Below are 24,122 nucleotides of genomic sequence, written 5' to 3' on the forward strand. Positions count from 1 at the left end.
CATTAATTTGCTGGTAAAAAAGCAGGATATTGTTGATATACAAGGGATTGTCGCAATATTCGTTATTAATCATCTATCTATTATCGGGGTTAAAACATAACAATAGATGTATTGAAATTGGGGAAATGCTCGGCACTTCACAAAATCATTGCGAAGTTTAAACAACCTGATAGATATTTAGGAGTCTCATTGAACATTGATTCGATTTGTATATAAATAGAGTAAATGTTATTATATAAGTAATCCAATACTGAAAAAATCATATTGCAAAAGGACACACCTACGCATAACCATAGCGTAGGTGTGTCCTTTTTTTGCTTAAGGAGGAAAAAGTTATGGGGAAAACATTATTTATTGCCGAAAAACCAAAAGTGGCCAATGAAATTATGAAATCGCCACGATTCCGTCACTCACAAAAGTACATTGGTAGCAAACCTTATTATGGTTATTATGAAAATGAACATTATATTGTCAGTTGGTGCCGTGGGCATCTGCTGGAATTAAAAAATCCAGAAGAGATGGATCCAAAGTACAAAGTGTTTAGTTTAGAACACTTACCTTTAATTTATGAGCCAGCTTATAAGGTGAAACAAGAGAATGCTGAACAATTACAAATCCTTGTTAAACTGCTGCAACGCCCTGATGTTGACCATGCGGTGAACATTTGTGACGCGGACCGCGAGGGAGAGTTAATTTATAGGGAAGTATATGAATTTGCAGGTGTGAATAAAAAGCAATCTCGTGTATATAAATCCTCTTTTGAAGCGGCAGAATTAGAGACAGCTCTCAATCGATTAGAAAGTGCGTCTAAATACGATGGACTCGCGTATTCTGCTAAAGCAAGGCAGTATCTGGATTATCTATTAGGGATGAATATAACCAGGGGATGTACCACAAAATTAGCACAAAATAAGTTCTTATTGTCATCCGGCCGTGTACAAATGTGTTTATTAAATGAGATACGCCAACGCGAATTAGCAATTGAAAACTATAAAGAACAATCTTATTATCATCTGCAGCTAATAACAGATTTAGGACTTAAACCGGTTATGAAAACAGAAGACCAAGTGTTAAACCCATCGCCATTAAGAAGTTTAGGAGAAGATTTAAAAGGACAATATCTTGTAGTAGAAGAGTTTAAAGAGGGAACCAGGAAGAAGAATCCTAAATTACTATATAACTTAACAGACCTGTATAAAGATGCTCATGCGCAATTACAAATTAATGCTGAAACTTCCAGAAAACACATTCAAACTTTGTATGAAGAAGGTTTCATAACCTACCCTCGCTCATCTTCTAGGCATTTACCTACAGAACAAGTGGACCGTGTAAAAGGTGTTATGCAGGCACTAGCTAAGAGTCAGTATTCTTTACTGGTACAATCCGTCGACATTGAAGCAATTGATGTGAAACATAAAACGTTCAATGATGAGCTTGTATCAAGCCATTTTGCTATTATACCGACGACTAAACAATATCAAGAGGAAGGTCGTCCAGAGATTGAAAAACAACTATATAGCCTCGTGGTAAAACGTTTTGTGGGTAATTTCATGCGTCCTGCAGTATACCTGGTAAGAGAAGTATCGCTTATTGACGCGATGGGAAATAACTATCAAACAAAAGAAAGTGTACTTCGAGAAAAAGGGTTTCTAGAAGTGTTTCAAGAGGAAATAGAGGAAGAAAGTGTGGAAGTATTTAAAATTCCTATCATGCAGAAAGGACAGGAACTTCAAATTTGCGATTTTGAGTTACAGGAATCCAAAACAAAGAAACCAGCTCTACACACAGAAAGCTCAATTCTGACTTTCATGGAAACAGCAGGACGGAAAATTGACGATGAACATTTAAAGGAATTAATGAAGGGGAAAAGAATTGGAACCGTTGCAACCGAAGCAACCTTTATTCCAGCTTTACATGAGAAGAACTATATAGCCATTGAAAAAGGGAAAATTACTACGACTCCAATTGGCCGTGCCTTTATTGAACAATTTCCTGTTCAGCAAATTAAAGATCCACTATACACAGCTGAAATGGAAGGAATGATACACCGTATTGAAAAAAATGAAATGAGTTATGAGGACTTCATTGCCCAAACAAATACATTTGTACAAAAAATAACACAAGAGATTATAAGAATACCTGACACGGTTTCGCACAACCTAATAGAGACCTGGAAGCAACAAATAGAAGTCTGCCAATGTCCTTGTGGAAATGGAATAATTTTAGATAGAGGGAAATTTTTCGGGTGTAGCAATCATCCAAACTGTAACATTGGATTACCCAAAAGAATAAAAGAAAAAACAATTCCTGCAGCACAAATTAAAAAACTGTTTGAAGAAAATAAAACGGACATTATAAAAGGTTTTAAATCTAATGGCAAAGAGTTTTCTGCTTATCTAGCATTTGTTAACGGTGAAGTCAGCTTTAATCTACCTTCAGTTGAAGAATTATCGCTAGGTCAGTGTCCAAAGTGTCAAAAAGGACAAATCCTAAACCGTAAAACGTTTTTTGGGTGCTCAGAATATCAAAACGGATGCGATTTTATGTTGCCGGCTAAAATTAAAGGCAAGAAATTATCCGATAGCCAGATTAAAAAGCTAGTTAATAACAATGTAACAGACTTCATTAGTGGTTTTAGTGGGGGAAAAGGAGAATTCACAGCTGCGATTCGATTAAACCCGGATCTTAGTATTTGTTTTGAATTTCCAACTACAGATGATCGTACAGTAGGTAAATGTCCATTATGCCAGAGTAGAGTCATAATAGGGAAAACAAACTATCTATGCGAACAATACAAGAAGGGCTGTGATTTCATTGTTTCAGGAATGATACTTGAAAAAAGAATTACAGCTAGTCAAATAAAAAAATTATTAGAAAAGAATATGACGGATACAATAAAAGGATTTATATCGAAAAAAACAGGAAAATCATTCGATGCGAAATTAACATATGACTCTTCACAGAAGAGAGTCTCGTTTATATATGAGAAGAAGAAATAATATCGCAAAATCTTAAATTTCATATATAAAATTAATTAGAACTATGATATGATAAAAGTAACAAAATACTTCTAAAACTATCTTGCAAAAGGACACACCTACGCATACATATGCCATAGGTGTGTCCTTTTTTATTTGTTTTTGAAATTTCAAGACTCAAAAGGGGGATATATATTGTGTACCACTAGTATAGCATCTACTAATGTTTCTTTTGAAAAATTGAAAAGTCAGGAAGAGAATGAAGAAAATATAGTTTCAATATGTCCAAGTTGTAAGAAACGCTCATTTAGAGCGCTTTATAATGATTATCCAAAATGGATACAGTTTTGCCTATGTTGTAATTATCGAGAAGTAAATACAATAGAGAGTCCGTTTGTTTTTTAGATGCGGCTATTCACGTATTTTGATTAGGAGGAAGAAATTTCGATATGAAAATATGGATTAAGGCTATTTGTATAACATCATTCGTATTTCAAATGGCAGCATGTAGCAATTCAACGCAAACAAAAAATGATTCAAGACCTGCCCAAGCAGTACAAAACGGTATACAACAGCACGTGGAAGGGAAAGGTATTGTTGATATTCCAGAAGCTTATAAGGGGAAAATAAAAGGCTTAGAGACTGTTAAAGGGAAGATATTACATATAAAGGACGGAGATACGATAGACGTGAACGTAAAGGGTCAGAAACAGACGGTAAGGTTACTGTTATTGGATACTCCTGAGTCTGTATCTCAAAAAATCCCACCACAAAAGATGGGAAAAGAAGCCTCTTCCTTTTTAAAGAAACAGCTAGAAGGGAAAAGTGTCACTTTGGTTTATGATCGGGGACAAAAAGAAGACAAATACGGTAGGAAATTGGCTTATGTATTTTGTAACGGAATACATATTAATGAATTAATGGTCAAGTCTGGTTATGGGATTATAGCCTATATTTCTAGACCTAATACTACATTTCTACCTGAAATGCTAGAAGCAGAAAAAAAAGCAAAAGAATTAAAGGCTGGTGTGTGGAGCATTAAAGGATTTGTAGATGAAAAGAATCGGCATTATAACCGTAATGATGCAGCTTAATATCAATACTTATTCCAAAAGGAGGTTTCTTGAATGAATGGAAACAAAAGAAACATGCTCTTATCTTTTTTTATTTCTACTTTCTTTATTTTTTTGAGTCTATTTTCATTTAGCGGTAATGAATATGTGTATGTTATATCAAAAATTGGAGCTGCAGCTGGTGTGATAAATATTGTCATAATGAGTGTGTTCTTGTATTTTCAAAGCAAAAAAATGAGACATCTCTTAAATTAATACAGCAAAAGCGCTTGTTTTCCTTACTCGTATATAACAGAAAAGGGTAAGGAAAACCGAAAGGGGAATGTTTTAGATGAGTCAAATACCAGGGTTCTTGAAGTTTGTTTTAGCAAAGGAAAGACGATATGTATATTTGGCTGTAGCAGAAAAGAAAAACAAACGAGTGAAAACACATATTGTATATAGATTCGGTCCACTAGAAACAGCATTAGAAACTATGTACGGAATGCGTGATGATTTTGAGAATTGCTTTCCACCAGAGTTGAAAGATAAGGGGTATGACTGGGAAGATCTAAATGATTGGATACTATCCATTGAAACCGGTTATTCCAAATACGGAAATAAGTTAGTGACATTCTAAATAGATAATTGAGATAATATCACATCCTTATTATAAAACCTTCAATGCAACTAAAATCGTGTGAGGAGAACATAAAATGGAATGGATTCGTAAGTACCACATTGCAATTGCTTGGACGATAGCTACTAGTGCAATGTTAATTAGTTTGTTTTTTAGTGAATGGATGAAGCTGCCGCCATGTGATTTGTGCTGGTACCAAAGAATGGCCATGTATCCATTAGTATTAATACTGGGGATAGGAATGTATAGAAAAGATCCGCACGTCAGCACGTATGCATTTCCATTTGCGTGTATCGGTTTAATGTTATCTGTCTATCAAATTACAATTCAAGCGTTTCCTATTAGTGAGATGAAGACTTGTTCAGTAGGAGTTTCTTGTACAGAGGATTACTTAAATTTATTCGGATTCATCTCAATACCTATGCTATCTTTTATTGGATTTTTAGCCATCATAATACTTCTATATATTAAATCTGATACAGAGACAAAAGAACAAACAATATAGTGGTTATGAACAATGTACTCAAGTAAAAAAACATACTTAAAAATAGATAATTAAAACAAAAAGAAATTATAAAAGGAGAAATTAAAATGACAACTATTCAAGCAAGTAATGAAATGTACAAAATCCCAGAGGCGGATGTAGAATTATTAAAGATTATGGCTCATCCAGTTAGATTACAAATTGTGAAGGAGCTAGAACACCGCAAAATTTGTAATGTAACACAATTAACAGAGCTATTAGATGTCCCTCAATCAACTGTATCTCAGCATTTATCTAAGATGCGTGGCAAGATTCTCCGCTCCGAAAGAAGAGGATTAGAGATGTACTATCATATTGCAAATTCCAAAGCATGTCAGATTGTTAGTGTACTAGGTTTATAAATACCTCAAATTAAATAGCGGATTATGAAATTAAAAATAAAATAAGGGCAGCCTAGCATAGCTGCCCTTATTTTATTTGTGATTTTGCATATATTTGTGCGCATTTAGTATAGCAAACATTAATCTTTGCTATCAACCTTCAATATTTTTTGTTTCTCAATATGTTTAGTATGCTTTTATTTTATAATAAACTTAATTCTTTTTATTTATCTATATTTCCTGGGGTGAATCCTTTTACTAAGGATTCCTTTTTTTATTTTTACAACTTCTTAAATTAACAAAATTCAATTTTAAGCAGATTTTTATTTATAAAGAAACCGTTGAAATAGCTTGTTTATAAAGGAATTGTTGCTTTCCGTTACTGGAGACTAGCACTGAAAATTTATCAACAGCAATAATGACTCCAGGTACTCTTACTCCGTTTATTAAAAATATCGTTACTACTCTTTGTTCCTCTATTAATTTCTTATAAAAATCTTCTTGTGTATGCATTAATAGTTGCGCCTCCTCTCTAAATGTCCCAATCTTTTTAACTCATTCTAATAAATGTATAAGGAATGGTGTAATTATATTTTTTTATAACATATACACTTGAACGGTTATTTTCTTGAAGGAATAAAACCACAAATTTTTTAATTTATTCTAATACATATTCATGTAGGTCTTCTTTATCAAAATACAACATTATACAACATTCTTGTTTTAATTGTCTTTTCTAATTTGTCGGGAGTCATTTTTTAATTTAAACTTTTAGTATTAAAATGCGATGTTCGTATTCTTCCTTTTATCTACCGTTTCCAATCCATAAGATCTTAGCTTTTCCCAACTCTTTTTAGGATGCCTTTTTCTTGTATGTCTTCTCGTTTGTTCAGTGGTTATAGCTTCTATCAAATCTAATGGGAAATGGTTATAAAGGGCATGCATATATCCTTGCTCTATCATACCGAAGCAATCACAATCGTTGTCCATGAAGTAATTATCTTCAATTAATCGCTCAAGTTCCCTTTCAAGATAGCTCAAGTCATGCACTTTACTTTCAGAAATTAAAATGCCATTAGAAGTTCTTTCGATCTTACCAAGTAAATGATCTCCAATTTCTTTAGATATATTATCTAATTCCTGTATTTTTTTCATATGTTCCTGATTTTCTAAGATAAATTCAATATACTTTTTTTTCATTATATTCAACTCCTAGTATCTTTCTATATCCATGCAATAATAACCTATCTCTAATTTAACAAATTTTTATGGTGTTATTAATTAAAAAAGTACAACCTTCAATGACAAAATGTATCTCTCGCTGAAATCTAGTTTTGTCACGTTAATGTACTTAAGGAGGAACTTTAATGAATTTTGGGTTGGTTACCTGATGATTATTTTATGAACAGAATTAATGAAAATCTATCTATTGTATTAGATTTAGGTACAATAATTTATAATTCTAACGATTCACCAAGAATTATAATAAATAGACAACAAAGTTTAGACAGTAAAAATAGAAAAATAACATATACAAAATAAAATAATCTAAAAAAGGGAAGAAAAATTTCTTCCCTTTTCATAATGCATGAGTTATGAAAAATGAATTAAATTAAGACTTTAACCACCATGATTTCCGTGTGCATATTGAATAACATCAATAGCTTTCTGTGTTTCTGTAGGGGATTGGGCACCAAACATTAAAGTAAAAATAGTAATTACACCAACTAAACCGAGCATTGTCTTTTTCATTTTAATGCCTCCTTCTCAAAAGCTTTTTTTCCTGCTTGAGAACATGAATAGAAATAATGACTTGCTTTAACATGGTTATTTTCTTTATAAAATGCAGTAGCAAGATATTCTTCATACTCTTTAATGTATTCGAAAAGTTCTTGCTCTTTAAAATATGATACGCCTTCTAACACTGTCTTTTCAAGTGTTTCGGCAGGAAAATCTCCATTCATTGCATCTAATATTTTAAAATGGTGCAGATACTCTATATTTGCAACCTCTTCACAAATGGAATGTCCTGTTACTATGAGATCTTTTGCAACGGAGTGATTTCCTTCTTTCATATGTTCCCTTGCCTCAATAAATAGTGCTTTATAATTGTTAGGCATTTTTTGATTTACTTCTGAAAGATATCTAATAGCTAATGACGAGAGGTTTTGAGTAGCATACATTAACCCTAAATTTTGACGCACCATTAAAATAAATTGCTCTTCGTCTATTTTTTGGAACATATCCATTGCTTTCGTAAAATACTCTTCTGCGAGTTCCCATTCTCTCAAATGAGTACAAGCTAGGCCTATAAGGTTATCACAAAAAGCGACATTAATTTCATACCCAGCATGTTGAGCAAAGATTTCCCTTGCCTCTGATACTTTTTTATAAGATAAGAGCCCTTGATACATATCATAATGGAAAGCTCCAACTTTATAATAAAATTCCGCTTTTTCCAATTCATCAGGAATGCAGTCTAAAAGTTTTTCTGCGTTTTCATAACTCTCTTTTGCGATTTGATATTCTCCAATAGTAGAGGCATGAATTCCTTTGAAAAAGTGATAATAATAAGCTAAGAAATTATCTGTAGGCATATCAAAAGCCTCAACTTTGTCAAAACTGCTTTTTGAAACGCTTAAATTATCAATTACAAATTGATATCTAAAATCTAGTAGTGAGTAGTAGAGCAATAAATTCTGATCCTCTTCAATACTATGAATCTTAGTATCAATTATTTCTTTTAATTGATGAGCATTACCTATACGTCTTGAGCGGATTTCAAGATACCAATCGTTTAGTAGCTTTGTAATTTCATTGTTTCCCTTAGTTGAAACAATCATTATTTATTCCCCCATCCTATAGAAGTCTACTGATGTTATATATTACCATTGTAGCAAAATCCCCATTGTATTTAACTGTTTTATTTTTATTTTTCAACAAAATTCAGAAAAATCAATCAACAAATAAAAGCGGAACAGATTTTTGAAGGTACTGGTGCAGATGGTATATGGAATAAGGCTATATTCAAAGTAAAAGAAGGTAGCTACTATTATATATCTGAGAATAGTACGATTGAGGTAGCTGCCAATGAGTATCTAAACGTAGAAGTGTTAGAAGAGGTCCATCAGGGAGAGGATTATAATTTATTTGCTGTAAAAGGGGACGAAAGAGACATGCTGCAGCAGTTAGAGATGGATAGATTTAATTTTGAAGATGTAGAACGGGGAGACCTTAATCTATTGGATAACGAAATTATGAGTAGTACAGGTGCTATAGAAGAGTGGGGAATTGAATCATCAACATTACGTAAAAGAATAAATGATTTCCCAAAAGGCTCAATCCGTAAAATTGGAACTACATATGCTGTGCCTCGATTTGGAATGCGCTGTGTCTTCGGTTCGGATAAGAAGTAAATAAAAATAAAATAGGAGGAGCGATCAATGAAGAATCACATAAGGAATTCTAAGAGTCAATTACTACAAACCAATAAGAAATGATCTCACCTAAGCAAAAACAGCGTGAAACCATATAAAATTGATTAAGAGAGGCTTATATAGAGAAGATTAAGGTTCATAACCGTAGATTGAAACCTCAGGAGCACGCGGATGTTTTAAGCTGGGTATTGTTTAAAATTCGTGAACACAGTATATGATATAATTTTTCTGATAGAGTTGGATAAGTTAACAAAAGGTGGTATTAGCTATGCGTAATGAAAAAGATGTTTCGGTTACCAAAAGAGCTTCTGATGATCTGAATGATTTGGATGATTTAAGAAAAAAGGTTATAGATTTAACAAAGGAAACAGGGGAATCAATCAAAAGAAATATTATTAGTTGTAAAGCATTTAAAGATTCAATCCCTATGGATTTACTTTATATGAGAAATACTAAAGATTCGAATTTATTAGATTTAGTAAAAAGTAATAAGTTTATTGTATTACTTGGGGATGCAGGTGAAGGTAAGAGTATATTTTTAAAAAGAAGTGCTTATGAAATTATGAGTAATCGCGATCCAAGTAACAACTATCTTGCCTTATATTATTCATTAAATATGTATGCAGATGAAGATATTCAAATGTTACTAGAAAAGGAATATGGAGACTTTACTAAATTTAAAGATTTAAAGTTTCTTTTTCTATTTGATGAATTTGATCAAGTCCAAAATAAGGCATTACTTATAAAAAAATTGCAGTCTTTTCGGGATAAGTTTTGTGATTCACACTTTTGTATTGCATCTCGCTCAAATGCTTATTCAAATAACTTTAATAATGCAGAATTGGTTCAACTATTACCTTTTTCCTCCCGTGATATTGAACAATTTGTAAAAAATAAATTACCTTTGAAATATAATGCACTTCTACAGGATGCTAAAATATTTAATTATATGGAATTTATGAAAAATCCATTCAATCTAAATGCAATTATTGATTATTATAAAATAAATAATTCTCTCCCTAAAAATACTGCGAAAATTATTAATGAAGTTATAAAATCTTCAATCAATGAAAAACTAAATGAATTAGAAGAAGATATCTTATTTAAGGAATCGTATGAATTAGAAAAAGTATACTTCAATTTACAAAAAATAGCATTAGTTATGGAAAGCATCCAATCAAATTTCTTAACAAATAAACAGCTTATGACAATTATCCCTAATAAAGAAACTAGGCATGTCATTAAAAATTTATCTATAATTAAAAAAAGATTTAATAATAATAATATTAGTTTCCAGTTTATTCATAATAATTACAATGAGTATCTTGCTGCAGACGCTTTAAAAAATAAGAGCCTCGATGATATTTTACAATTAATTACTATAGATGGATTGCCTGAATTTAATATTCTGCCATCATGGAAAAACACTGTAGCTTTTTTGTTATATTTGAGAGATAGCCAAGATCTAATTGAAAATCTAATTACTATAGATCCTTCAATGCTCTTAGATTTAGAAGTTGGAAGATTAACAAAGCAACAACGTAATCAAATTTTTAAAACTCTATATGAGAGATACTCCTCCCGTGATATTTGGTTAGGAGATAATCCATTTGATTTAGCAAAATTAGCGATGAATAATGAAACATACAGTTATTTAAAGGATAAAATCATAAGTTCAAGTAGTAATATGGATAAATACAACGCTGTTTATATAATTCGATACTTCAAAGAATATGCAGAAATGGATTTAAAAAACAAACTCATTGATCTTGTATTAAACATAGATATTAATACTGAATTGCGGGCAGTTAGCTTATCAACTTTAACAAGTTTGTACCAGGTGGATAATGAACTTGTTAATGCTGTATTACCTATTCTTCAAGAAAAAGAAAATGTAGGCTTAATTGGTTCTTTTTTTAGATTCTTAACTAAATATTCAACAGTGGATGATTATATTGAATTTATTATTGAACACATTCCTTTAATGCACTTTAATCTTGATTCAACCATTCATTTATCAAACTATGCTATTTATGATTGTATAGAAAAACTGCAATCACTAGATGCAATTATAAAACTACTGGATTATTTTATTGAAAACACCCAGATACTAAGGGATATTCATATTGATGATTTAATACCTAGCATAGTAGGTAAAGCATTAATTTATCAGGAATCTTCGGTTGTTTGGAATAAGATGCGGGAACTTTTAAGGAAATCAGATATCATATCTCCGCACAAAGCAATGTATACTATTTTCAATTTTTTTGTAGCTTCAGGTACTTTAAATCAGCTGTTCGATAGTTTTTACAATCGTGCGGAAATTAAAAAAGATCGTTATTATTACAAAGTAATTGCTTTATCGATGACAGAGGAGAATATACTAAGACTTATTTCCGATAAAAAAGATGATGTAATATCTGAAAATGAAATAATGAAAATAATTTTTGAAATGCGTGTGTATCATCAAGAGGAGGATTTCGTAGAAAAATTAGTACATGATCTTAATATCGAAGAGCCCACTTCTAAAAATTATGAAGAAATACAAAACAATAAACTAATGGAATTTATTGAAATTATTTTCTCAAAAGAAAAGTTTTTAGCAGAAGTTAAAAACATATTCATAGGTGAAGAAAAAGAAGCATTATGTTTCGATGATTTGGAAATCGATAAAATGTGGGATAATTTAAAAGGTGATGAGAAATATAATAGTTTTATGTTGCGGTGCTTAAGAGAAATATTGAAAATAAAACCTATTACATTTGATGAATTCGAAACATTAATTCCAGATTATGATGTATTCACACTGAATGAGGCGTATAAAATAAAAACGAATAATTCGAATATCGAATTTTCTAAAGAACAAAGAGAGAAAATTTCACAAATATGCTATGACAAAATAAAACACGTTGATTTTAATACTGCAATTACTTACAACGAAAATAGTGTAACATTTGGTTCAATATATGTGTCATTATGGTTTTTCCAAAGACTGTTTAACCTTCAATATCCGGAAAACATATTGTTGGATATGATATCATTTGATTATGTTATTAAAAACAATCATGTGGGAATTAAATATATAGAAAAATATGTTAGTTTGTCTTTAATGCAGGAAAGAATCCTTTGGAACCTAATAAATAAAGACATCAGGGAGCAAATACTATACAATCATTTAAGCTTTTGTAAAGAGTATAAGGTAAGGGATTCAATAGAGATAATAAAAAAATTATTTAGTAACAGTAATCTTTCTAATCGTGATAAGTTGGAATGTCTAAAAACTTTAATTTATCTAGGTGTAGAAATTTCATACTTAAAAGAGTTAATGGTGTCCACTGAAGACGAGAAGATTTTTGATACATGTGCCGCTTATTTAAGTCAGCTCGAACCTCAAAAAACTCAAGATATTTTAATAGAAAGTCTTAATAAAAAAGACAATATAGCTTTAAAGAGTGCTGCACATTTAATAAACTATCAAAATATAGAAGGTATTGAGTATTACATTAATTACATTCGAAAACAAAAAAAATATGGTTCTTTTACTTCACAAATGTTAATTCAAAAGATATCGAATATAGAAGCATTGGAACTCTTATTTACTTTATTAAATGATGTTGTAAGAAAAGAAATTAAGCAAGAACCATTTGAACGACTTCAAGAAGAAATAGTATCTGCGTTTAAAAATATAGCCGTAAAAGACGCAAGCAGCTTAGGAAAAGTACTTGAAGGGATTTTGGGATTTATTGAACAAAACAAAGAAGATATCGAACTAAACGATTTCCATGTAATCCACGATGATGTGTTGAAGTTTTATAAATCAAACTACAAAAAGAGCAATGATATTTACACTACTTTAACCTCAGTCAATCGAATCCTCTTTGTCCCAGAGGATGAAGAATATCGAAATAAACTAATAGCATGCATAAATCTTCAGACTGATATTATGGAGAATACGACTGCTATAGATATTTTCAAGTTACATCCTAAGAACATGGGGAATATTGCTTATTTAGTTTCCCTTAAATTAAGTAAAAGCAACCGCGAATTCGAGAATTTTATCAATTATATGCAGCAAATCTTTTTTGAATCACTTCACAAAGAGCAAAAGCAAAAGAAAGATATCGATGGGCGTATATATAAAGAACATCGTACACTTTTTGAAATCTTAAATCTGATTCGATGTTTAAGACATTACTATCTTCATATGGAACTTAATGATCTAAATGTGGTAGAAACAGTGAACAACTTCTTTTTAAGCTTTGGAGGTCAACCAGATACTGCCGAAAAGTGGATGTTATTACATTCGAAAATAATTAAAGATTTAGAAGAAGCTCTTCTGAAGACTAAATCTACTCTCTAAATCGCTGCAAATTACAAGGATTAATAATAGAATTTATCCAATATAAATTACGCGATTAGAATTAGTACCTTTGAATTAATTCATTGGATAAAAAAATCTTCAATTTCACATCGAGATTAAGCAACTATATTTTTACCCCCGTCCTATATATAGAACGGGGGTATGTTTGTTCAATTCTTTAAATTTAAATCGCTCAATTTTCGTTCTACAACAGGTGCTTAGTGAATAGATGAACTAGACTGTAATTCTCGGGAATTATATGCTAAATTATTCAAGTTGCCTTTTTTCTAAACAATCAATAGCTTCACGTTTCTTCTCATTACTAATATTTGTATAGATACTAGTAACTTCGACTGAAGTATGTCTAAGTTGATCTCGAAGTAATACTAGGTCTTTGTTTTCCTTATAATGATTGGTGGCATATGTGTGCTGTCGTTTATGAGGGCTACGTTTTTCATCAAATGCACTTGAATATTTGTCAAATAACTTCTGTATAGCTCTAACAGTTAACTGCGTATATTTCCCTTTATAATTTGTTACAAAAAGTAAGTCTTCATCTTGAGGGCAGTTATATTTATCAGGACGAATCCTAATATACCCCTGAACATCATCTAAGCAAGAACGAGTGGCTATCTTTTATTACCTTTACGAGTCGCTTTTATGGTTCCCTGACCGAAGTTTATACTAGAAATAGTAAGACTAGCTACATGGGAAACCAGAAGTCTATTGTTTAAAATGAGGCTTATGATGGCTATATCTCTTTCCTTATCCCGCCGGAAAAACTATATTTTTGTGGTGATATATTTTTCAATATTTCTCGGTAATCAATTATAAAAATAAAATAAGCCATATCTTACTTGTTATTCGTTTAAAAGCCTAAATAGAAATAAAAAAAAAGAGAATAAGAGCAGTGAAAATATGACTAAATATAAATAAAATACTTTCATTTTTGATTGAATGAGAATATCTAGAATTATGACGAATTAATATTTTTATTATTAATCCATATATCATCGAAATTAAAATGAGTAGAAGTAACAGCCAAACAAATTGCACCCTATTATAATCTATGGACGTAGCATTAATAATAGCAGGTTTTATAGCGATAAAAAAAATTATTAAATATATAAAAAGACTTAGAATACAATATAATGAAAAATTCAACAAGTTTCTGTACAAATAATTCCCCCCTCTCATAGAAGTAACCTAGCCCTATTTAATTATTACCATCATAGCAAAATAAAGTTAATCTGAAGTTGATTTTAAACTATTTATTAATAAGAATCAGAAGATAAAAATAAGTAAGCATAGAATTTCTATTAATAATTAAATGTATATATTCATAAATTTTAATGCGTGAATAGTATTATAATGAATTAAATGGATGGTAATAATATTCCTCTTTGAAAGGGTGTATATTAAATGCAGTATTCTTACATTAAGTATTTTGATGGTTGGAAAAAAATATTTCCTAGTGGTAACTTAATAGAATTTCAGGAGAAAAGTTATATAGAGTTAGATTCTATGATTATAGATAATGAAAAGGAAGCTAAGCTTATTAAAGGAAGAAAAGCTATATATCAGGCAATATGCCCTATATGCGAAGACATCATGTCGTTTAATAAAGGATCTAAGGCCGTTAATAAAAATCCATATTTTTTTCATTTAGATAAAGAACAATGTTTTTCATTTGAATCACTGGCACATGCTAGAACTAAGAAATACTTATATGAATTATTTAGTAAGGCTGGTTACATCGTAAAAGAAGAGAAACGATATAAAGACATTTCACGTGCCGACGTAGCAGTACTGCAAACAATTGATGGAAAAGAAGAGCTGAAGCTGGCAATCGAGGTACAGGCGTCAAATATTCGGACTAGTAATATTGCAAAGAGAACAAATATATATTTTGAAGAAAATGTACCAACTGCATGGGTGTTAATACTAGATAGTTTCTTTCCACCTAAGGAAAAAGAAGTAAATGGTGAAAAAATATACACGGATAGTTATAGTGGCACAAGAATTAGTAGTTTTAATCCAGAAACAAATTCATATGAGTATACATATATTGCTCCATTAAAAGAGGAGTACTTCTTTGTAACAGGGGAAAATAATAAAGCATTTAACTATTTGATGGATGTATACCATGTTATTGTAACTGTTGATCATAATGGACATGTATTTTTAATTCGAAGAACTCCCGAAAGTTCTAAGTTAAGGGTAGATGCATTATTAGAGAACCGAGAACATTCAACACAAGATGATATATTTCTGGTTAACCGAATAGCAGAGTCTGACATTGTACCAGTATTATTAGAAACAGAATTATTGCGTGCACCAAATAGTGAAAATGATACGAGGCTGAAAAAGAGTACTCAATTAAATGAAAAATTTAAAGGCCAAATTCATAGAAGTGATTCTGATCCCACGAAGTTAGTAGATGCTGCTATTGAGTTTGATAAAGCCTGGCAGATAGAGGAAGCATTAAATAGTATAGAATTAGCGAGAAAAACAAGAGAAGAAATAAAAATAGCCTATACTAACAAACTACTAGAGATAGAGCAACAAAAAGCAGAGGAGCGCAGAAGGCAAGAGGAAACATTGGCTGAACAAATGGCAAAGGATTATATGAACGACTTATACAATCAATATAAAAAGGAATTTAATATGCTAGTAGACCGCTTGGAGGCAGAAAAGGTTCAATTTCATTTATCTTCAATCGGTAAGTGGTATTCTTGGTTGAACTATTTAAATGAAGAGTGCCATAAGTGGTATATAGTCGTAAAAACTTTATTTAAAGGATTTCCAACACGTTTCTTAAGTGATAAGAATGATTATGAAATGTATTTTAATAAGGAACAAAATAGTTATAAAAAATGGATTGAGGGTAGAAGTTTAAATGAGTTTGTAGAGGAATTACAGCAACATTATGAACAGGAAACAAATAATACTAAGGAAAAAATATTTTATCAAAAGCTTTTGACTAAGTATGGACAAAAGTTAGATAAAGTGCAAAAAAAAGAAAAAATACAAAGGGAGCAAGAAGAGCTACGTATCCGTCAAGAAAAAATAAAGAAAGAGGAAGAAGAACGAAAACGCATTCAATTACAGAAAGAGCAATTATATAGAAAACAAGAACTTTTAAACAAAGATTATGATGATATACCACTTTTAACAAAAAATGAAATCGATAATTTTAGAAATAGGTTTTGGGAGGAATACAAATGTATTCCTAAAAAAGAACGCACTGCTTATGAAAGAAAGTATTTTCCTTCAGGACTACCACGGTGGTTTATGAAAGACAAGATTCTCCATGTAGAAAAAGAAATAGAAGCTGAATTAAAAAAGAAAAATAGCAAGAACAAGGAGCAAAAAGAAAACTTAAAAGATAACGACGATGGCTATATTCAGCTGAAGTTATTATAAAAGAAATTTTTGTAATTGGAAGATAACATATATATCATTAAACTTTATTTCTTTATATTATAATTTTAAAATCGTGTTTTTTAGGAGGATACATATGAGATTAAATAAAAGTGAAAGATCATTGCCTGTATTATTAGCCTATGAAAGAGATGAAAGTGGAAATCTTGCAGTTTGGTGCCCTTATTGTGCGACATGGCATCTTCATGGACGAGGAGACGGGCATCGTAGTACTCATTGTCAAAATAGGAGAAGTCCATTTATAGAAACCGGGTATATTATTAAAAAGGGATCGAAAAAAGATTATGCTTTCGGTAGAACATATTATGACAGCTATGACAAATTAGATTTGAAATATCGTTACTAGAGGGTTTTTCTTTAATTTAAGAATCAATTTATAAGTAATGCCAATAAGTTAGTCTTATATAATCAGATAAGATATTAAAAGGAAGTGGAAGTTTAATGGGATATAGTACTCTATCTCTTGATTTTAAAAATAAAGTAGTTGTCGATAAAACGAAGTGGAAAGAAATATGGGATGATTGTATGGAACCAGATAGTTTTGCTGAGTATGTGTATATAGTGATTGAAAATGCGGCGCGTCGTTATAAATTTAAACATGACTTTGAACCAGAGATATACATGTTTAATTTGAATAGACCTTATAAGGTGAATCTGAGATTGGGTAATAAAAAATACATATTGATAATGAATCCCTTTGATGAAAGTCAACTTGTTAGTGGAGAATAAGGTTAATAAAAAATAAAAGAAAACCATCGTATTTTTCATTACGATGGTTTTTTAAATGGATGAAAGCCCTAGTTAATTAAGGATGAAGTGGATATTGTAACATACGTGTCGTAGTACGTAAAATGTTTTTTCTAATTACTCAATTAGTATTTTATTTTACATTATAGATGCTTCTTAAGATATTAATGAACCCTATACAAACATTTTCAAGCCAATTATGAATTAATGTTTAATTTGAAGAAATTTAAAAATTCAACGCAACTAAAATCTGATTATTTGAAAATTAATTAGATTTTATGGTAAAATTAAGGTTATTAATACAAAAAAAGGGTGGTTTGATTATTTGATAAATTCTAAAATTGTTTCATTGCAAGAAGGTTATACTTTATCAAAAAATGCAAGAAATCTATTCATTAATAGAAATAATCGTGCATTATTAATATATAGTCAATATGCAAAGCAAAATGCTCAATCTCTGTATAAATTAGCATATACGTATTTGGATAGTCCGTCCAATGAAATTGATAAAGGGTTTAATTATTTTACAAAGGATGAAATTATTTTATTTAATGATACATTAGCAAATGTTATAAATCAGTGCAGAGATGAGTGGATTGGTGATGTAAATCCTTATGAGATTATTGAAGATGAGAAAAAAAGGAAAAAATGTACATTGTGTAAGCAGAAAAATAAATTAATTTTTCATATCAAAAATCAATTTAATGGAATGAAAATGAATGTGGGAAGTAAATGTATAACAGCATTTCATTCATTAGAATATCCTTCTGGTCTGACTAAAGCAGAAGTTATGAGACGTGCACACCGACAATCTCGTATTCAGAGTTTAACATTAAAATTTCCTGGTATAGAAAAAATAGTATCGTCATGGGAATCTGAATTAGAAAAGTATCACGTCTTAATTCCTGAATTTTTAGAGAATAAGTACCTTGATATTGGGAGTGAATTAAAAGAGATATATAATAACTATTTAAAAAGACGGGTTGGAAAAGCTGATATAAAAAAGATTTCTAAACTTTTAAAGTCAAGGGATTCTTTTTTGAGCAATATGAGGGATTATGAAACGGAAAACAAACTAAAGGATTATGTTGTTACACGTAAAATTGTTAAATGGCTTCAATTAAAAAATGATTATGAAACAATTAAGCATATAAAAAAAACTGGTTATGTCACTTCTGATATAGTACATAAAATTTTAGAACCGAATTTTTTGGAATCATTAATCCCTAAAATTAATAGGCTTTTTGAAAAGCAAGGAATTAGTGTTATCGCATATGAGAAAGAATATGTAAATTATAAAATCAAACCTTTTTCAAATTTGGAATTCTATTTAAAAGTAAACAGCAGAATATTATTAAAAAATTTTGGGCCATTGTTATTTAGAAAGGCGATACCAATCGCTCCTAGCTTACAAAATATTTTTAAAATATCACATTTATATTCAGAAAATGAACAGAACATGGTACTTAATGAATTAAATAGAATGGATTCTGTTATAGGAACTGAACTTTTAGATTATGGATATGCATACGATCATTTTGAAAGAAATGAATTAGATTTATTTGATAAGAGAATAAAAAGATTTATTGTAGTGAATTTATCTAAATTTCTTGAAGAATTTAAAGGAGTTGCTTTTGAATTAGGGAAGATAGCGTCTATTGAACAATATGTAGATTATCTCTTAAAAGAAAATACTAAAACGTATACCTATTTAGATTTAAGAGGCATTCGTGATAGAACTGATAATGATATAGATAACAAAGAATAAAAATGACATGTAGTTAAATAATAAACAAGAGTAATAGTGATAATTTATATATTACTTAAATAAATAAATAAATAAAATCTATTAAAAATTTTATTTTAAAACTGAATTTTGCTTTAATTGATTAAAAGCTGTGATATGTATAATGAATAATAAAGGAAAAGCATCCTAAATAGGATGCTTTTCCTTTATTATTCAAACTGTCTTTTTTCTAATCGATCAATAGCTTCACGTTTCTTCTTATTATTTATATTTGTATAGATACTAGTAACTTCTACAGAAGTATGGCCAAGTTGATCACGTAATAATACTAGGTCCTTGTTTTCTTTATAGTGATTTGTAGCATATGTGTGTCGTAGTTTATGAGGGCTACGCTTCTCATCAAATGCACTTGAATATTTGTCACATAACTTCTGTATAGCTCTAACAGTTAGCTGCGTATATTTCCCTTTATAGTTTGTTACGAAAAGTAAATCTTCATCTTGAGAACAGTTATATTTACTAGGGCGGACCTTTATATATTCTTGAACATCATCTAAGCAAGAGCGAGTGGCTAATATAGAAGATCTTTTATTACCTTTACGAGTCACTTTTACGGTACCCTGACGGAAGTTTATACTAGAGATAGTAAGACTAGCTACCTCGGAAACCCGAAGGCCAGTGCCTAAAATAAGGCTTATAATGGCTATGTCTCTTTCTTTATCACGCTGAAAAAAGTTATATTTTTTTGGTGATATATCTTTCAACATTTCACCATAATCATTTGCTAGAAATTGGAGAAAAGCTACATCATCTTTTTCATTAAATATCATGTTTGCAACGTCATCTGCTCTTGCTGCTGCATCTACTTTCTCCTTATGCAGTTCAATTTTCTCCATTACATTACGTGAGATGTAATTTTCCCCTTGTTCATTCTCTGTGTTTTGAGCTAAGTACTTGAATAGAGATTTTAAAGCAGAGAAAGTTCTGTTAATAGCTCTTGTCTCAATACCTTCTCCCTGGAGATATCTTTGAAAAGTTCTAGCTTCATTTAATGGTAGATTTTCTAGTGTTGAAATTGGTACATCACATATATTAGTGACAACCTTACCGTTTTCAACGGCTAATCGATTACTTATAAGCCAGTTTAGAAACTTTTCAAATTCAGTAATGTAAGCATACAATGTAGCGGGGGAGAGGGCTGTTTTCATTTCTGCATACTCTATGATATACCAGGGCATTTTACTTTTATGTTTATCTATTAGGATTTTAAACTTTTCTTTTTCTTGGTTACTCATGTTGTACACCTCAAATCAAATAATGTAAATAAATTTTTAAACTAATACTTAAACTAACTATTCAAATTTTTGAGCTAGAATACTATTTTAATAAATAGCTTGATTACATATATGGATACCATACTAGTCTTTGAAAAAGAAGAGAGGTATCAATATATGATTGATACCTCTACTATACTCAATTCTATGAAATCCATCAAACTGTTCGTTAAATACACTTTTAACGAACTATTGGATGCTGATATTCTATCTCAACTAGGTGTAGCATCACATTACTATTAAGTTAAGGTTTTGAAGTACCCTCTAAATGAAAATTTTCTTTCTCTATAGTTAGTTATTCTGAGAAGTCAGCTTATTTTTTCAATTTAGGGGTGTTTACTCTTCTTAAATTGATGGGCATGTGGCGGGATCACTATTATCCAATCAGTTAGTAAACATAACATGAATTATAGTATTCGATAGATTAAGGGATAAACTGAAATCTAGTCTCAAAAAGGTAATTAGTTTAAATTATATTTATAGTAGAAACATCATTGCAGCATAATGAGCAGTAATTGAATATATACCTAGATTTTAAGTAATGAGAAATTAAAAATCTCCAAATTTTAACAAGTGCTATGATTATCTTGTAAGTTAACTATTTACTCCAACATTTAACAATGTATTGAAGTAGTAGTACTTAGTTTAGTATATAATAAATTATTTTAATTCCTTTCAACTATGTCGCGATGGAGTATATCAAAATATTATAAAGTAATGTAGAGCCATAAACTTTTCATACAGATTATGAATTTAAACAAGAAGTAATGCAAAATGCCATGGATATTGGTATGGGACAAGAAAAGTTCTTATAACAGGCTTTAGAATATTATGTAATAAAAGTATAGAGGTATTAAGTATTAAATCAAATAAAAAAGAGAAAAACTAACTGAAATAGTTGTTCTCAAATAATAAATGAAAATTTATTATTTATAAGTTAATATTAATAAATAGTATACAAATTTCTATACATCTATCAATAATGATAGTGAGGAGAGAATAATGGCAAATAATATATCAGATATTGCAAAATTAGCTGGTGTTGCAAAAAGTACTGTATCCCGTTATTTGAACGGTGGATACGTCAGTGAAAAAACAAAACAAAAAATTGAATTGATTATTCAAGAAACAAATTTTTCTCCCAATACATTTGCACGGAGTTTAAAAGCGAAAACCACAAATTTAATTGGAGTAATCGTCCCTCGGTTAGATTCTTTTGCAACAACAAAAACACTTATCGGAATCGATATCTCACTTCGCGAACATGGCTATCAAATGCTTGTTGCAAACGCAAGCCAAAGCCAAGAAATAGAGATAGAAGCAATTGAAAACTTTGTAAAGCAAAAAGTAGCTGGTATCATTTTATTAACCACAAAATTAACTGCTCAGCACAATAAAATTTTGTGTAAGTTACAAATTCCTATTTTGTTTGTTGGCCAGCAATACGAAAATCAATACTGTTTGATTCACAATGATTTTGAAGCAGCATTTGAATTGGGATCTTATATTTTATCCCAAGGACATTGTGATATTGCATATGTAGGAGTGACGGAAGAAGATGTTTCGGTAGGTATAAAAAGAAAACAAGGTTTTCAAAAAGCAGTTCAAAAGTTTGCCCCATCATGCAATGTTACATACTATAAGACAACATTTCAAGTGAAAGATGCTATGAAACAAGTATCAGACATTTTAAATAATCAGTTTCCAACTATTATTGTTTGTGCAACAGATAATATTGCAATTGGGGCAATTAAGGTGATTCATGAAAGGAAGCTTTCTGTACCAGCAGATATATCAGTTACTGGTTTTGGAGGATATGATATTTCAGAGATGATTCATCCTAGTTTAACAACCGTCTCGTTTGATTACCATTACACTGGTACTGTTGCAGCGACATCTATTATACAATTAGTTGAGAACAAGGAAGTACCAAAAATAATCAGTTCAAAATATGAATTGAAAATTCGAGAAAGTGTTGACAAAGTGTGAAAGCGCTCTATAATCTATTGTAGAACCGGTTCCATTCCGGTAAGGTTAAGACAGGATTTTTTTACATTTAAAAACCTGTCTCCTATTTTGAATATTTACGGAACCGGTTCCATAAATATTTAGGAGGATTTCGGATGGATATGAAAGCAATTGCTAACAGTGTATTACAGCATATTGGCGGAAAAGAAAATATTGTAAGTGCAACGCATTGTGCAACACGTCTCCGCCTCGTTTTAAAGGATGACTCAAAAGTAATACAAACAGAAATCGAAAACATTGAAGGGGTAAAAGGTGCATTCTCTACAGGTGAGCAGTATCAAATTATTTTCGGAACGGGACTTGTTAACAAGGTATATGAACCTTTTGCAAATCTTATTGGCTCATCTCAAATCAATTCGCAAACAGATACAAGAGTCGTAAAGAAAAATATGAATCCAATTGTTCGATTAGCAAAAGTTTTATCTAATATCTTCGTGCCAATCATCCCGGCAATTGTAGCAAGCGGTTTATTAATGGGTCTACTAGGAATGTTGAAAGCGTTTAAAGTGGTGCCGGCTGATCATGCTATGATTCAATTATTTGATATATTTTCAGGTGCTACTTTTATAATTTTACCAATCTTACTTGGTGTTAGTGCTGCAAAGGAATTTGGTAGTAATATTTTCTTAGGAGCTGTAATTGGTGGGATTTTAACTCATCCTGCATTAACGAACCCTTGGACACTTGTAAATGCGAAGCCAACAGTTTTACATTTTCTTGGTATGGATATTGATATGATTGGTTATCAAGGTACAGTCCTTCCAGTTTTATTATGTGTATACGTTATGAGTGTTATAGAGAAACAATTACGAAAACATGTACCAAATACTTTAGACTTATTAATTACACCTTTTTTAACAGTTATGATTACAGGTTTTCTATCGCTCATTATTATTGGTCCTGCGGGTTATAAGATAGGTGATGGAATTACTTACATTTTAAATACTGTATACGAAGTTGCAGGACCAATAGCTGGTTTTATCTTCGGTGGTTTATATTCAACTATTGTATTAACAGGTTTACACCATAGTTTCCACGCAATTGAAGCCGGATTGCTTGCAAATAAAGAAATTGGTGTGAATTTTTTACTCCCGATATGGTCAATGGCCAATGTTGCACAAGGTGGAGCAGCCCTAGCTGTTTACTTTAAAACAAAGAATACCAAAACAAAGGGAATTGCAATTCCGTCTGCAATATCAGCATTTTTGGGTGTTACAGAGCCGGCAATTTTTGGTGTGAATTTAAAATTAGGAAAACCATTTATTGGTGCGGGAATTGGTGGAGCTTTAGGCGGAGCATATGTTGTGTTTATGAATGTTGCAGCAAATGCTTACGGTTTAACAGGAATTCCAATGCTTACGATTGTAGTTCCATTAGGGGTAATGAATGCAGTCCATTATATAATTGGTTTTGTGATTGCGGTAATTACAGCTTTTGTAGCAACAATTATTTTATATAAAGAAAAGAATTAATATTTTGAGGTGAATACCT

20 protein-coding genes and 2 pseudogenes are annotated in these 24,122 nt (G+C 30.7%); 15 read left to right on the plus strand and 7 right to left on the minus strand.

Annotated elements, in window-relative coordinates; genetic code table 11:
• The first annotated feature begins 335 nt into the window (after positions 1-335).
• From LMD38_RS27890 to LMD38_RS27915, 6 genes are all read left to right on the plus strand, one after another.
• On the plus strand, positions 336-2,999 hold the full coding sequence (locus tag LMD38_RS27890) for a type IA DNA topoisomerase (protein WP_046648653.1): 2,664 nt from the start codon (positions 336-338) through the stop codon (positions 2,997-2,999).
• 428 nt (positions 3,000-3,427) lie between these two features.
• Positions 3,428-4,072 (plus strand): thermonuclease family protein, encoded by a 645-nt coding sequence (locus LMD38_RS27895; protein WP_000708129.1) that lies wholly within the window; start codon positions 3,428-3,430, stop codon positions 4,070-4,072.
• Positions 4,073-4,105: 33 nt separating this feature from the next.
• Positions 4,106-4,306 (plus strand): hypothetical protein, encoded by a 201-nt coding sequence (locus tag LMD38_RS27900; protein ID WP_044797021.1) that lies wholly within the window; start codon positions 4,106-4,108, stop codon positions 4,304-4,306.
• Positions 4,307-4,382: 76 nt separating this feature from the next.
• Complete coding sequence (locus LMD38_RS27905) at positions 4,383-4,670, plus strand: hypothetical protein (RefSeq protein ID WP_000078380.1); 288 nt, start codon at positions 4,383-4,385, stop codon at positions 4,668-4,670.
• A 76-nt stretch (positions 4,671-4,746) separates the two neighbouring features.
• Positions 4,747-5,175, plus strand: coding sequence for a disulfide oxidoreductase (locus LMD38_RS27910; RefSeq protein WP_046648657.1), 429 nt, complete (start codon positions 4,747-4,749; stop codon positions 5,173-5,175).
• An 86-nt stretch (positions 5,176-5,261) separates the two neighbouring features.
• The gene (locus LMD38_RS27915; RefSeq protein WP_000207870.1) at positions 5,262-5,555 is read left to right on the plus strand and encodes an ArsR/SmtB family transcription factor; all 294 of its coding nucleotides are present in this window, start codon (positions 5,262-5,264) and stop codon (positions 5,553-5,555) included.
• A gap of 306 nt (positions 5,556-5,861) precedes the next feature.
• On the opposite strand, the gene hfq is transcribed toward LMD38_RS27915, so the two are convergent.
• The 4 genes from hfq to LMD38_RS27935 all read right to left on the minus strand — a co-directional run bounded on the left by hfq (position 5,862) and on the right by LMD38_RS27935 (position 8,377).
• The gene (hfq, locus tag LMD38_RS27920) at positions 5,862-6,047 is read right to left on the minus strand and encodes an RNA chaperone Hfq (RefSeq protein WP_046648658.1); all 186 of its coding nucleotides are present in this window, start codon (positions 6,045-6,047) and stop codon (positions 5,862-5,864) included.
• Positions 6,048-6,311: 264 nt separating this feature from the next.
• On the minus strand, positions 6,312-6,734 hold the full coding sequence (locus LMD38_RS27925) for a hypothetical protein (protein ID WP_046648660.1): 423 nt from the start codon (positions 6,732-6,734) through the stop codon (positions 6,312-6,314).
• A 420-nt stretch (positions 6,735-7,154) separates the two neighbouring features.
• Positions 7,155-7,286, minus strand: coding sequence for a Phr family secreted Rap phosphatase inhibitor (locus LMD38_RS27930; protein ID WP_086706967.1), 132 nt, complete (start codon positions 7,284-7,286; stop codon positions 7,155-7,157).
• A complete protein-coding gene (locus tag LMD38_RS27935) occupies positions 7,283-8,377 on the minus strand; it encodes a Rap family tetratricopeptide repeat protein (RefSeq protein ID WP_046648662.1) in 1,095 nt (364 codons plus the stop codon). The genes LMD38_RS27930 and LMD38_RS27935 overlap by 4 nt, the downstream gene beginning before the upstream one ends.
• Positions 8,378-8,500: 123 nt before the next feature.
• On the opposite strand from LMD38_RS27935, the gene LMD38_RS27940 reads away from it, so the two are divergent.
• From LMD38_RS27940 to LMD38_RS27950, 3 genes and pseudogenes are all read left to right on the plus strand, one after another.
• Positions 8,501-8,950, plus strand: coding sequence for a helix-turn-helix domain-containing protein (locus LMD38_RS27940; RefSeq protein WP_046648664.1), 450 nt, complete (start codon positions 8,501-8,503; stop codon positions 8,948-8,950).
• 27 nt (positions 8,951-8,977) lie between these two features.
• Positions 8,978-9,186, plus strand: a pseudogene (locus LMD38_RS27945) (transposase); the annotation flags it as partial.
• 53 nt (positions 9,187-9,239) lie between these two features.
• Positions 9,240-13,331 carry an NACHT domain-containing protein gene (locus LMD38_RS27950; protein WP_046648666.1) on the plus strand — a complete coding sequence of 1,364 codons (4,092 nt, stop codon included), beginning with the start codon at positions 9,240-9,242 and terminating at the stop codon, positions 13,329-13,331.
• 267 nt (positions 13,332-13,598) lie between these two features.
• On the opposite strand, the pseudogene LMD38_RS27955 reads toward LMD38_RS27950, so the two are convergent.
• Together LMD38_RS27955 and LMD38_RS28760 are read right to left on the minus strand one after the other, a co-directional pair.
• A pseudogene (locus LMD38_RS27955) lies at positions 13,599-14,160 on the minus strand (tyrosine-type recombinase/integrase); the annotation flags it as partial.
• 47 nt (positions 14,161-14,207) lie between these two features.
• Complete coding sequence (locus tag LMD38_RS28760) at positions 14,208-14,510, minus strand: hypothetical protein (RefSeq protein ID WP_061130459.1); 303 nt, start codon at positions 14,508-14,510, stop codon at positions 14,208-14,210.
• A gap of 243 nt (positions 14,511-14,753) precedes the next feature.
• On the opposite strand from LMD38_RS28760, the gene LMD38_RS27960 reads away from it, so the two are divergent.
• The 4 genes from LMD38_RS27960 (at position 14,754) to LMD38_RS27975 (ending at position 19,290) form a co-directional block, all read left to right on the plus strand.
• Positions 14,754-16,757, plus strand: a complete 2,004-nt coding sequence (locus tag LMD38_RS27960; protein ID WP_046648668.1) for a competence protein CoiA family protein — start codon at positions 14,754-14,756, stop codon at positions 16,755-16,757.
• Between the two features lie 94 nt (positions 16,758-16,851).
• Entirely contained in the window at positions 16,852-17,121 is a 270-nt protein-coding gene (locus LMD38_RS27965) for a hypothetical protein (RefSeq protein WP_228920426.1), read from the plus strand.
• Between the two features lie 95 nt (positions 17,122-17,216).
• Positions 17,217-17,504, plus strand: a complete 288-nt coding sequence (locus LMD38_RS27970) for a hypothetical protein (RefSeq protein WP_046648672.1) — start codon at positions 17,217-17,219, stop codon at positions 17,502-17,504.
• Between the two features lie 343 nt (positions 17,505-17,847).
• Entirely contained in the window at positions 17,848-19,290 is a 1,443-nt protein-coding gene (locus LMD38_RS27975) for a hypothetical protein (RefSeq protein ID WP_046648674.1), read from the plus strand.
• Positions 19,291-19,478: 188 nt separating this feature from the next.
• On the opposite strand, the gene xerS is transcribed toward LMD38_RS27975, so the two are convergent.
• Complete coding sequence (xerS, locus tag LMD38_RS27980) at positions 19,479-20,564, minus strand: tyrosine recombinase XerS (protein ID WP_046646355.1); 1,086 nt, start codon at positions 20,562-20,564, stop codon at positions 19,479-19,481.
• Positions 20,565-21,605: 1,041 nt separating this feature from the next.
• Between xerS and LMD38_RS27990 the strand changes: the two genes are divergently transcribed.
• Both LMD38_RS27990 and LMD38_RS27995 read left to right on the plus strand, forming a co-directional pair.
• On the plus strand, positions 21,606-22,592 hold the full coding sequence (locus LMD38_RS27990) for a LacI family DNA-binding transcriptional regulator (RefSeq protein ID WP_046646353.1): 987 nt from the start codon (positions 21,606-21,608) through the stop codon (positions 22,590-22,592).
• A gap of 134 nt (positions 22,593-22,726) precedes the next feature.
• Entirely contained in the window at positions 22,727-24,103 is a 1,377-nt protein-coding gene (locus tag LMD38_RS27995; protein ID WP_046646351.1) for a sucrose-specific PTS transporter subunit IIBC, read from the plus strand.
• Positions 24,104-24,122 lie beyond the last annotated feature (19 nt).

Source organism: Bacillus pacificus (assembly GCF_020861345.1).
Classification (GTDB): Bacteria; Bacillota; Bacilli; order Bacillales; family Bacillaceae_G; genus Bacillus_A; species Bacillus_A pacificus.

What these genes read in the sequence shown, in the direction of transcription:
- hfq (WP_046648658.1), bottom strand. Translation starts at nt 6,047, where the DNA reads ATGCATACACAAGAAGATTTTTATAAGAAATTAATAGAGGAACAAAGA.
- LMD38_RS27965 (WP_228920426.1), top strand. Translation starts at nt 16,852, where the DNA reads ATGAGATTAAATAAAAGTGAAAGATCATTGCCTGTATTATTAGCCTAT.
- LMD38_RS27995 (WP_046646351.1), top strand. Translation starts at nt 22,727, where the DNA reads ATGGATATGAAAGCAATTGCTAACAGTGTATTACAGCATATTGGCGGA.
- LMD38_RS27910 (WP_046648657.1), top strand. Translation starts at nt 4,747, where the DNA reads ATGGAATGGATTCGTAAGTACCACATTGCAATTGCTTGGACGATAGCT.
- LMD38_RS27900 (WP_044797021.1), top strand. Translation starts at nt 4,106, where the DNA reads ATGAATGGAAACAAAAGAAACATGCTCTTATCTTTTTTTATTTCTACT.
- LMD38_RS27925 (WP_046648660.1), bottom strand. Translation starts at nt 6,734, where the DNA reads ATGAAAAAAAAGTATATTGAATTTATCTTAGAAAATCAGGAACATATG.
- LMD38_RS27890 (WP_046648653.1), top strand. Translation starts at nt 336, where the DNA reads ATGGGGAAAACATTATTTATTGCCGAAAAACCAAAAGTGGCCAATGAA.
- LMD38_RS27895 (WP_000708129.1), top strand. Translation starts at nt 3,428, where the DNA reads ATGAAAATATGGATTAAGGCTATTTGTATAACATCATTCGTATTTCAA.
- LMD38_RS27970 (WP_046648672.1), top strand. Translation starts at nt 17,217, where the DNA reads ATGGGATATAGTACTCTATCTCTTGATTTTAAAAATAAAGTAGTTGTC.
- LMD38_RS27960 (WP_046648668.1), top strand. Translation starts at nt 14,754, where the DNA reads ATGCAGTATTCTTACATTAAGTATTTTGATGGTTGGAAAAAAATATTT.
- LMD38_RS27905 (WP_000078380.1), top strand. Translation starts at nt 4,383, where the DNA reads ATGAGTCAAATACCAGGGTTCTTGAAGTTTGTTTTAGCAAAGGAAAGA.
- LMD38_RS27990 (WP_046646353.1), top strand. Translation starts at nt 21,606, where the DNA reads ATGGCAAATAATATATCAGATATTGCAAAATTAGCTGGTGTTGCAAAA.
- xerS (WP_046646355.1), bottom strand. Translation starts at nt 20,564, where the DNA reads ATGAGTAACCAAGAAAAAGAAAAGTTTAAAATCCTAATAGATAAACAT.
- LMD38_RS27950 (WP_046648666.1), top strand. Translation starts at nt 9,240, where the DNA reads ATGCGTAATGAAAAAGATGTTTCGGTTACCAAAAGAGCTTCTGATGAT.
- LMD38_RS27915 (WP_000207870.1), top strand. Translation starts at nt 5,262, where the DNA reads ATGACAACTATTCAAGCAAGTAATGAAATGTACAAAATCCCAGAGGCG.
- LMD38_RS27935 (WP_046648662.1), bottom strand. Translation starts at nt 8,377, where the DNA reads ATGATTGTTTCAACTAAGGGAAACAATGAAATTACAAAGCTACTAAAC.
- LMD38_RS27930 (WP_086706967.1), bottom strand. Translation starts at nt 7,286, where the DNA reads ATGAAAAAGACAATGCTCGGTTTAGTTGGTGTAATTACTATTTTTACT.